The 8,402-nt window shown below is 46.6% G+C and carries 7 protein-coding genes; 5 read left to right on the forward strand and 2 right to left on the reverse strand.

All coding sequences use genetic code 11. The features are described from left to right. Positions 1–491: 491 nt before the first annotated feature. Both NG833_RS26710 and NG833_RS26715 read left to right on the forward strand, forming a co-directional pair. Entirely contained in the window at positions 492–1,826 is a 1,335-nt protein-coding gene (locus NG833_RS26710) for a hypothetical protein (protein ID WP_254568313.1), read from the forward strand. 276 nt (positions 1,827–2,102) lie between these two features. Beyond that, positions 2,103–2,345: a hypothetical protein gene (locus tag NG833_RS26715; RefSeq protein WP_254568314.1), complete on the forward strand. Its 243-nt coding sequence runs from the start codon at positions 2,103–2,105 to the stop codon at positions 2,343–2,345. Positions 2,346–2,715: 370 nt separating this feature from the next. On the opposite strand, the gene NG833_RS26720 is transcribed toward NG833_RS26715, so the two are convergent. Beyond that, positions 2,716–2,979: a GlsB/YeaQ/YmgE family stress response membrane protein gene (locus NG833_RS26720; protein ID WP_254568315.1), complete on the reverse strand. Its 264-nt coding sequence runs from the start codon at positions 2,977–2,979 to the stop codon at positions 2,716–2,718. An 869-nt stretch (positions 2,980–3,848) separates the two neighbouring features. Between NG833_RS26720 and NG833_RS26725 the strand changes: the two genes are divergently transcribed. Then, positions 3,849–4,394, forward strand: coding sequence for a hypothetical protein (locus tag NG833_RS26725; RefSeq protein WP_254568316.1), 546 nt, complete (start codon positions 3,849–3,851; stop codon positions 4,392–4,394). 284 nt (positions 4,395–4,678) lie between these two features. After that, positions 4,679–6,568 (forward strand): tetratricopeptide repeat protein, encoded by a 1,890-nt coding sequence (locus NG833_RS26730; RefSeq protein ID WP_254568317.1) that lies wholly within the window; start codon positions 4,679–4,681, stop codon positions 6,566–6,568. A gap of 174 nt (positions 6,569–6,742) precedes the next feature. Here the strand turns inward: NG833_RS26730 and NG833_RS26735 are convergent, their stop codons facing one another. Further along, entirely contained in the window at positions 6,743–7,411 is a 669-nt protein-coding gene (locus NG833_RS26735) for a L,D-transpeptidase (protein WP_254568318.1), read from the reverse strand. A 270-nt stretch (positions 7,412–7,681) separates the two neighbouring features. Between NG833_RS26735 and NG833_RS26740 the strand changes: the two genes are divergently transcribed. Beyond that, positions 7,682–8,278 (forward strand): hypothetical protein, encoded by a 597-nt coding sequence (locus NG833_RS26740; protein WP_254568319.1) that lies wholly within the window; start codon positions 7,682–7,684, stop codon positions 8,276–8,278. Positions 8,279–8,402: the final 124 nt, after the last annotated feature.

Genomic DNA, 8,402 nt, shown 5'->3' on the forward strand with positions numbered 1-8,402 from the left:
CTTGCGCCCAATTCAGGGCGCAAGCATTGCGCCCCTACGTGAAATTAACGATTTGTTGTTATCCAATTTATCACTTTGACAGGGTTCGGGTATGAGCGTAATACCAAATCCGGTTGTTAAGAGTCGGTTTTCGCTTTTAGCCCGCGCAGGCGGGCTTCGTCCGTATAGCCCCAGGCTTCAGCCTGCGGGTTTTTACAGAGCTTTGACAATTGGATGGAGTATAAGAAACGACTGAAGTCGTTACTACGAACTTAAGAAACGACTGAAGTCGTTACTACGAACTTAAGAAACGACTGAAGTCGTTACTACGAACTTAAGAAACGACTGAAGTCGTTACTACGAACTAAGACAAGAGAACGACTGAAGTCGTTACTACGAACTTAAGAGGTGGTAATGGGGGCAGATTTTTTGGGAAAAGCCAGTCTGAGGACAGATGCGATCGCCTTTGATGTCCCGATACCCTATAACAGTGTAACTTGGAGAGAGAAACTGTGGACGCAACTGTGGATCGCGCTTGGGAACTCAAGCAGGAATTAATTGATTTTGTTTTGGATGCCGAGGGCGAGTTGGCGATCGCTTTGGAAACCTATGCCGCTGAGCACGCTTCTCGCGATCGGTCCGATATCAGTCAGCGCAATATGCGGATTGATTCGTTTGCGGTGGAGGGTCAGGTGGGGAACAAAACTCCCATTGATTTATTTTTAGAAACCCAACCGGACTTATCTGAAGGCGATCGCACCTTAATTCAAAGTTGGCAACGTAGCTTTATGGGTGTGTTTGAAGTCATCCAAAGTTTACCCGATGGTTTAGAGTTGATGAACTGGCTCACTGCTAAACATTATCAGGTTAAGGCCAATTCTGCCGCGCAACAGGCCCAACTCCAGCGGATTAAGCCGGGAGATATTTTACTGACTCGCATCGCCCCCGTGGACAATTCTCAGTATATGTTCTTTGGCGGTTATATGGCCCTGGGGAATCTGGGTAAACCGAAATTGGCAGTGGCGATCGGCAATTTTAAAGATAATTACAAAAATCACTTGTATGGTGATGCCCCTGAATTATTAGAAGAAGCCTGGGAATCGGTGGCGAAATATCATGAGGAATTTACCGAATTTTTTGGCAGTGATAATTTTACTCTTCCCGGATATCAACTCAACAAAAAAATTGGCGAACTGCAAGAAAGCATGACGAAAAAACGTCTTGCCGAAGCAGGGATTGACGAAAACAAGTCTTTGGAAGAAGTCGCTGCCGAAGCGGGTGTTGATATGGAGGAACTGATGGCGGCAGCGGAAGAAGCTGGTGTGGACCCGAAAGAAGCGGCCCAATTCTTCGATCGCAATAAAAACAATAAAATGGTGATGCCGAAAGTCCATTTGCCCGATGATCTCAAAAAAGCCGAAGAGGTTAGCTGTTTTTCTCATCCGCGATGGGGTCAAATGTTGATTCCGACTTACAGTAAATTTGTAGCACTCCTGAACCGAGAAGACCCCAGTCAGATTGAGGCAGAACCTCTAGTCCGTCATTACCTTGAAGACCCCATTATTAATTTTTATGTCTGGCAGCAACTCGCCGCAGAGTATCCCACCCAGTTAGAAAATCTCCTGAAACGGGTGTTAGAACGACCCAATTTTCAACTGGACCGCGATTTAGGACCACTTTTGCAGGAATTTAATAAACCCTCAGAACCCCATCTGCCGGAAACTGCCTCGATTCCCCTGCACTTAAACCAACTCTTTGAAGAGGCCCTCGTTGAAGTCAACAAATCCAAATCCAAATCCAAATCTAAGGGGAAAAAGAAAGCATCCAAAGGCTTTCTCGCCTCCTGAACTCGGGTGAATTTTGCCCCATACCATGACCCTAAACGGCTATATTCTCAAGGATGTAGTCGTTTATTCATTAAAAACCTGGTTTTAATTTACATTAAATTTGCATGATAGTATTTTACCCCCTATTCGCCTCTTCAAGGATTCTCTGCCTATTCCTTGGAGGAAGATACTGCAATCTAAACTTTAAATATCAAAATTAATGATAAAACCCTTGCCAGATTGAAAAATAAGCGGCACAATAAGGAAGAATCTTCCATATTCCCTTGCCATCTATCTATGGTTAGAAAAAATAGTCGCTTTCTTATTTATATTGTCGCTTGTAGCACTATTGGTGTTCTGGTTGGAGGCACTGCCTACAGCGCAGACCTCAATCGCTGTTTAGATGCTGCTGTACCGACGAATCAATGCCTTACCCAAGACCCCGTTCTTAAAACCCTTGAAGGGATGACTTTTGGATTAATTGCTGGGGCGGGCGCTGCATTAGGAGCCACTTGGCAAATTTGGCAAAAAAATAAATAGGATTTGGATCCGTTTCAGGAAATAAAGTTTTGCCTTTTTGCTGACCAAGCCGATTCTGGATTCATAGAGTGTTGGCCCTTCGGATTTTGGCAACCGAGGGGAAAACTCTCTACAAAACCCCTAACAAAATTAAGCAGTCTTGAGGGATGATCGCGATACCCTGAAGACTGCTTTTTAGTATGGACCGTTTCTTAGCCCCAGATTGATGATTGTGATGAACCTTCTTTAATAAACCGGCCCTTGGAGACTGGATTGCAGTGATTTCCTTAGTCTGGTCCTATGAAGCAAGGGGCAAAGGCTTGCTACCCTACCCCTAATACCGGCTTATTAAAAAATAGTTAGATCATTCTAGGGAGAAGACCGGAAAAATTTAGGCTGCACGCTGAGTCAATAGACCCCAGATGAAGATCAGGATCATGGCACCGATCACTGCAAAGAGGATACCCTGCCAACTCAGACCCACTGCTGTAATTCCAAAGATGGCTTGCGCTACCCATCCCCCTACAATTGCACCCAGAATCCCTAGTCCAATCGTGGCAAAAATACCGCCGCCTTGTCTTCCGGGATAAATTAATTTTGCTAAAGCACCAGCAATCAGTCCTAAAACAATCCAAGTTAAAATACTAACCAACATGAGATAATCTCCTTTTTTGATTTGTTGCTTTTTGTCTTATGTAAATAGACTAACAATTACATCCCTCATTTCTCATCTATCGAAGGGAATAAGTTGATCCGATCTCCCTTGCTATCTAAGGATAGAGATAATCCACAAAACGCCCCATTTCCGGTATTTCTGCTTAGGTCTGTTGGGATTTTTTAAAATCAACCGATCGCCTCGATTGTTTTCACGGCCCGGGGTGAGAGCGGTTGACCCCAAATTTAGAGTGCCTTGAAATTTCTTGGGCTTCACCCGGGAATCAAGGTCACACATCCTTTGATAATTCCCTGTATTCCCACCTTTTGAGTACACAAAACCTGCACGCGCCGAAAATTTAGTGAGGAAATTATAAAAATAGCGAGATTTTTTCAACCCTGCCCTCGCATTGGGTGTTCTGCTGCCTCAAATTTCTCCATCTTTCGGGGAAAACAAGTTAAACCGGAGAATTGGGGCGGAAATAGTTGGTTTTTAGGAAGGTCATTGAGCCAGCCATCCCTATCCTATTTCCCAGACGGATTTCCCAGACTTACATTTCTATAGAGCCTAGGGGCTTTCTGAGCCGATCGAGAATCATCTCACCGATCGCATTCCCAATCAAATGGGCTAACACTGACCTTGGTATCTAAGGAGATTGAACCGTTAATACTGACTCCGGGTTGCATTCAAAGCAATGTAGACTACTCTTTTACAACTTCGGTTTCCTGTAAATCTCTATCCCGCTAGGAAATTGGGAATTAGATAAGCGTGGCGGATTTTTGATTGACTCCGCTTTTGAAAAATTAACTTAATCCTGTTATCATTGCTTGTAAATCCTTGAAATTAATTTTGAATGAGGAGAACCTTCAATGAACGTTAAAAATATCAGCCTTTTGACAGGTACAATTTTATCGGTAACGATCGGTTGGGGAACTGTCTCCCCGGCGATCGCCCAAACCACTTCCGAACCCGGAACGATCCAAGGGGCGATCGCCCAAACAATGGGTGAGCCAATGGGTAACCCGATGATGGGCCGCGTGAAGATAATTCGTAACAATATCGTCACCTTGGAAATGGAAAATGGAGAGACCACCCAAATTGACCTTCCTGTACTCGAACAAGAAAAACTCGCGATGCATCCGGGAGTCGAGGTCCTGCTGTACCCCGATGGGACAGTGACGGCTTACACCCTAGAGATCGAGTCCGAGGAAATAGCCTCTTCCGATACCCTCACCGAAATTCGCCGAGTCTTTGAATCAATTAACAGCCGCCAGGGGACTGCCACGATCATCACACCGGAACCTCGCGAACCTGTAACTCCGATGCCTACCGCTGCACCGCAACCGATGCAACCGGCCCCTCAGCCGATTCGGGTGGAAACTGCCCCTCAGCAGCCTGTTCGCGCACTGTGGTAGAGAGTTTTGTAGAGAGTTTTGAGGAGTTAAAGCCGAGATAGTGCGACTCTTGTAGGAATTGTCTAATTTTCTAATTTTCTAAAGGAGTGGGAGCATCTTGCTCCCTTCTACAAATAGGGAGCAAGATGCTCCCACTCCTCAAATTCTAGGGCGAGCCTGATTGAGAGGGGCCTATAGCATCCTGAGAACAAGACCCGAAAGCGGGCTGATTCTGATGAAGGGAAAGGCACAGAAGTAGAATAAACAAGGGAAACTGCCGAATCCTTGAGAGAGCTTAATTTACAATGTCAGACTCTACTTCCTTGCGCGATCGCTACTTGCAATTTATCGATACCATCGTAGACACGACCCTCAAAGGCAAAATTCGCTCCGTTGAGCAAGTCTATCAAATGCTGGTCCAAGAAATTGACAGTGGGACTGGAGAAATCTTTGAGCGATGCCTCGGCGATCGCCTCAGTGCCACTCAATATAAACTCGATCGTGAAACCGATGAGTTGAAAAGCGCCAAAGCCACTCGCATTAACCGCGCATTACAAACCATCGAAAAACAATGGGAACGCTGGCAAAAGGAAAATCGCGTCAAAGATGCGATCGCCTCCGCCTGCGATCGCATCATGCAAGCCGAACCCAATACTCGCCTGTTTGCACTCCTGCGCGAGATTGACCCCAACCAACCTGAAGTCCTCACCCTCGAACAACAGCGGCAACTCGCCAAAACCCTCACGGATAAACTCGATGGCATTGCCAATCCTGAACTTCACTTGGAAGTTTCACCCTTAGCCAAAGGACTGCAACAAGGTTTACAATCCTGGCAGCAGATTGAACCTCACCTGGTTAGTTGGATCTATGAACAAGGCAGAGGACAACTAGGATTTGGAGGAATTCCCGGACAGAACGGACCCTGGGCATTATGGGCCAAACAAGTGAATCGGCCCTTTCCCCAAGGACTATTTACCACCCTTTCCTTCAATCACTCTTTCCTCGACTTTCTCGATCGCCAACCGGATGCTGATGTGAGCGATTGGGTGGAACTCACCGTAATTTTGCAGAGTTTACAACGGGGGTTAGTGGTTTGGTTTGATAAAATGGTTTATGACTCCAAAGTTGGAGCAAAGCTGTCGATTTCAACTTACCTAACCTTTGCCCTGATTTGGTCTCAACTCGCCAATGCCGTCCATCGCAGCACCCGCTTCAATTCCAATACTCGTGAACGCTTGACGAATGCTTGTTTTCAGGTGACGTTACAGATTTTACGCGCATTTTCTCAGCGGGATTATTTTCCCCTGTATGGGGGGATATTTGCGGCTTTTACCGGGGAATATCTGCGGGGTGCCTTGCAATATCTGGATGAACCCTTGCGACGGGTGGAGGGGACTCAGGAGAAGGCGCGGATTTTGACCTTGCTGGGGTATTCTATGCGAGCAATGGGCAATTTTGAGCGTTCGATCGCCTTTCATCAACAAGCCTTGGATATTGCCCGGGAAGCGGGCGATCGCCGCTGTGAAATTGCCAATCTCAATCATATCAGCCGCAGTTATGTGGGGCAGAAAAATTATGCTTTGGCAATTGATTGTAGTCAGCGCGCCTTAATCGGGTCTCGGCAAGAGGGGGAACGGTTAGGAGAGGCGAATGCTTTAGCAAATTTGGGGTTTAGCGAGGTGTTTCAAGCCCGGGAACAGGGAGAATTGGACCCCGATGTGTATGAGGGGGCGATTCATTATTTGGAACAAGGGTTACAGCTTTCGGACAAGTTAGCCGATCGCCAAAGTCAAGCGTTATGTCGCAGTAGTTTGGGGATTGCTTATGTGGCGATCGGGGAGTATCCCAAGGCGATCGCTAATTTATTGAAGGGATGGGAATCGGCTCAAATTTCCGGTGACCTTTACCTTCAGGGGTTGAATTTAGCCTATTTAGCCCAAGCTCACTATCGTCAGCAAAATCTGGAATTTACCCTTTATTTTGGCGGGTTGGGAATGTATCTCCTAGAGCAAATTGAGGCGCAGGAATGGCGTCAAAGTGCGGGATTACTCTCGATTATCCAAGGTCAAATGGGTGCAGAAGCCTTTCAGGGTTTGCTAGAACAAAATCGCCCCCGAATTATACCGGCGATCGGGGTTGATGGATACGATCATATTTTTCAGTTGTTAGAAGCGTATCAGCGATCGCTGGAATAGTTACTCCGTTCAATCCCTGTTCTATCGCTTTTCCAGGGGTCCATCCAGGTTGGAATTTAACTCTAATTAAACCGAGAGGAAGTGCGAAAAGACCGTCTTCGCACTTCCTCTGCCCAGTTTTGAGAGTTTAGCAGTCTTGACTCGTTTTCTCATCTGTATTCTTCTCAGACGAAATTACGGTTCTACTGTCACTGGGGTTCCCAGGTCTACCTGGGCATATAACGACAAAATATCCTGATTTCGCATTCGGACGCAACCGTGGGAAACTGCCTCTCCAATCAGTTCTTCATGGGGAGTACCATGAAACCCAATTAAATCCTTTCCGTCTGTCCAGAAGCCAATCCATCTTGGCCCTAAAGGATTATCAGGCCCTGGATAAACTAACTCACCGGTCCAAGGATGCTCCCAGATTGGATTTCGTTGCATTTGCATGACCTCATATTGGCCGGTTGGGGTTTCCCATCCTTCCTTGCCAACGGCGATCGGATAACTGGTGTAGACGCGATCGTTGCGATACACATAAACGCGACGTTCACTCAACCGGATCACTAAACGAACTCCCTCAGTCACTGTTTCAGGATACAGTTCCTGCTCAAAGGGAATAAATTTAGAATATTCTCCTAACGGAGGTAACTCAGGGTCTAGAACCGGCCACCATTCTAAATCAGGAATTGGGATATTTCCCACCGATATTTCTCTCGGGACACCCGTTCCCCACGCCAGAGATGGCATCGACAGGAGTAAAACAGCGGCACTGACGGTAAGGCGCATAAACTTTAACAATAGAACTTCTCCTCGCACCATTCCTTTATCTTTAATTCCTAACAAACCCGGACTACACATTTCCAGAAAAACTGATATTATTTTATTCTATAGCTTGACTTAATTTGAACTCAAGCCTCAATCCCTCGGATCTCAAAAAACCCATCTGCATCATTGATGCTATGGGGCCAACATCTACCTATTGGTAGATGAAAGCTCCAGCACCGGACGGGTATAATACCGGCAGGGTTCCGGTCATAGCAACAACTGGTGTGTAGATCCGATCGCGAGGTCTCGGTCAAAATCTAAATCTCGTTAATTAAATCGTGTTGAAGTGAGGATGTCATGCGGATGAAAAACATGAAAGTCTTAACAGGTACAATGTTGACCCTGATACTCTCGGGAGTATCGGTCGCTCCAGCATTGTCTCGGCCAGTCGCTCCAGTTGGGGAAAGCCAATTTATTAGCCAAGCTAACCCCAGTATGGTCCGAGGTACCATTCAAAGCATTCGTAACAATCAAGTGAGCATTCGTCTTCCCAATGGCGAAACTCAGGTCGTGGAGATTTCCGAAGATGAGAGAAACCGTCTCGGGTTGCTCCCCGGAATGGAAATCGAGGTCATGTTAGATGATACAGGAATGATGGGGACCCAAGTTACCGTCATCAATCCAGAGGATCGCGTCACCACCACAACCACTTCGACGACCACGACGACCGCCCCGACAACCACGACGACCGCCCGTACTATCCGGATTGCTGGTGATGTGGTTTCTTGTGAAGACACCACCTTACAGGTTCGCCTTCCCGATGGCGGAATCCGCACCTACATAGTAGATCGGGATGTTTGTACTCTAGCTGTCATGACTCCGGGTCGTCGGATTGAATTCGACATTGACGATCGCAACATGGTCTCCAACATTCAGCAACCTGTGCGCGCCCTTTGGTAAATAAAATCAGGGGTGAGTCTTCTCAGCTAGAACGGTTCAATTAAAACGGTAAACTTAAGTGATGTCCTTTTTACGAAAGGGCATCACTTTTTATCAGGAATCCCTTCCGCCCATTCCACTCCCC

Origin of the sequence: Oscillatoria sp. HE19RPO (assembly GCF_024220515.1) — a bacterium.
Taxonomy (GTDB): Bacteria; Cyanobacteriota; Cyanobacteriia; order Cyanobacteriales; family Laspinemataceae; genus Laspinema.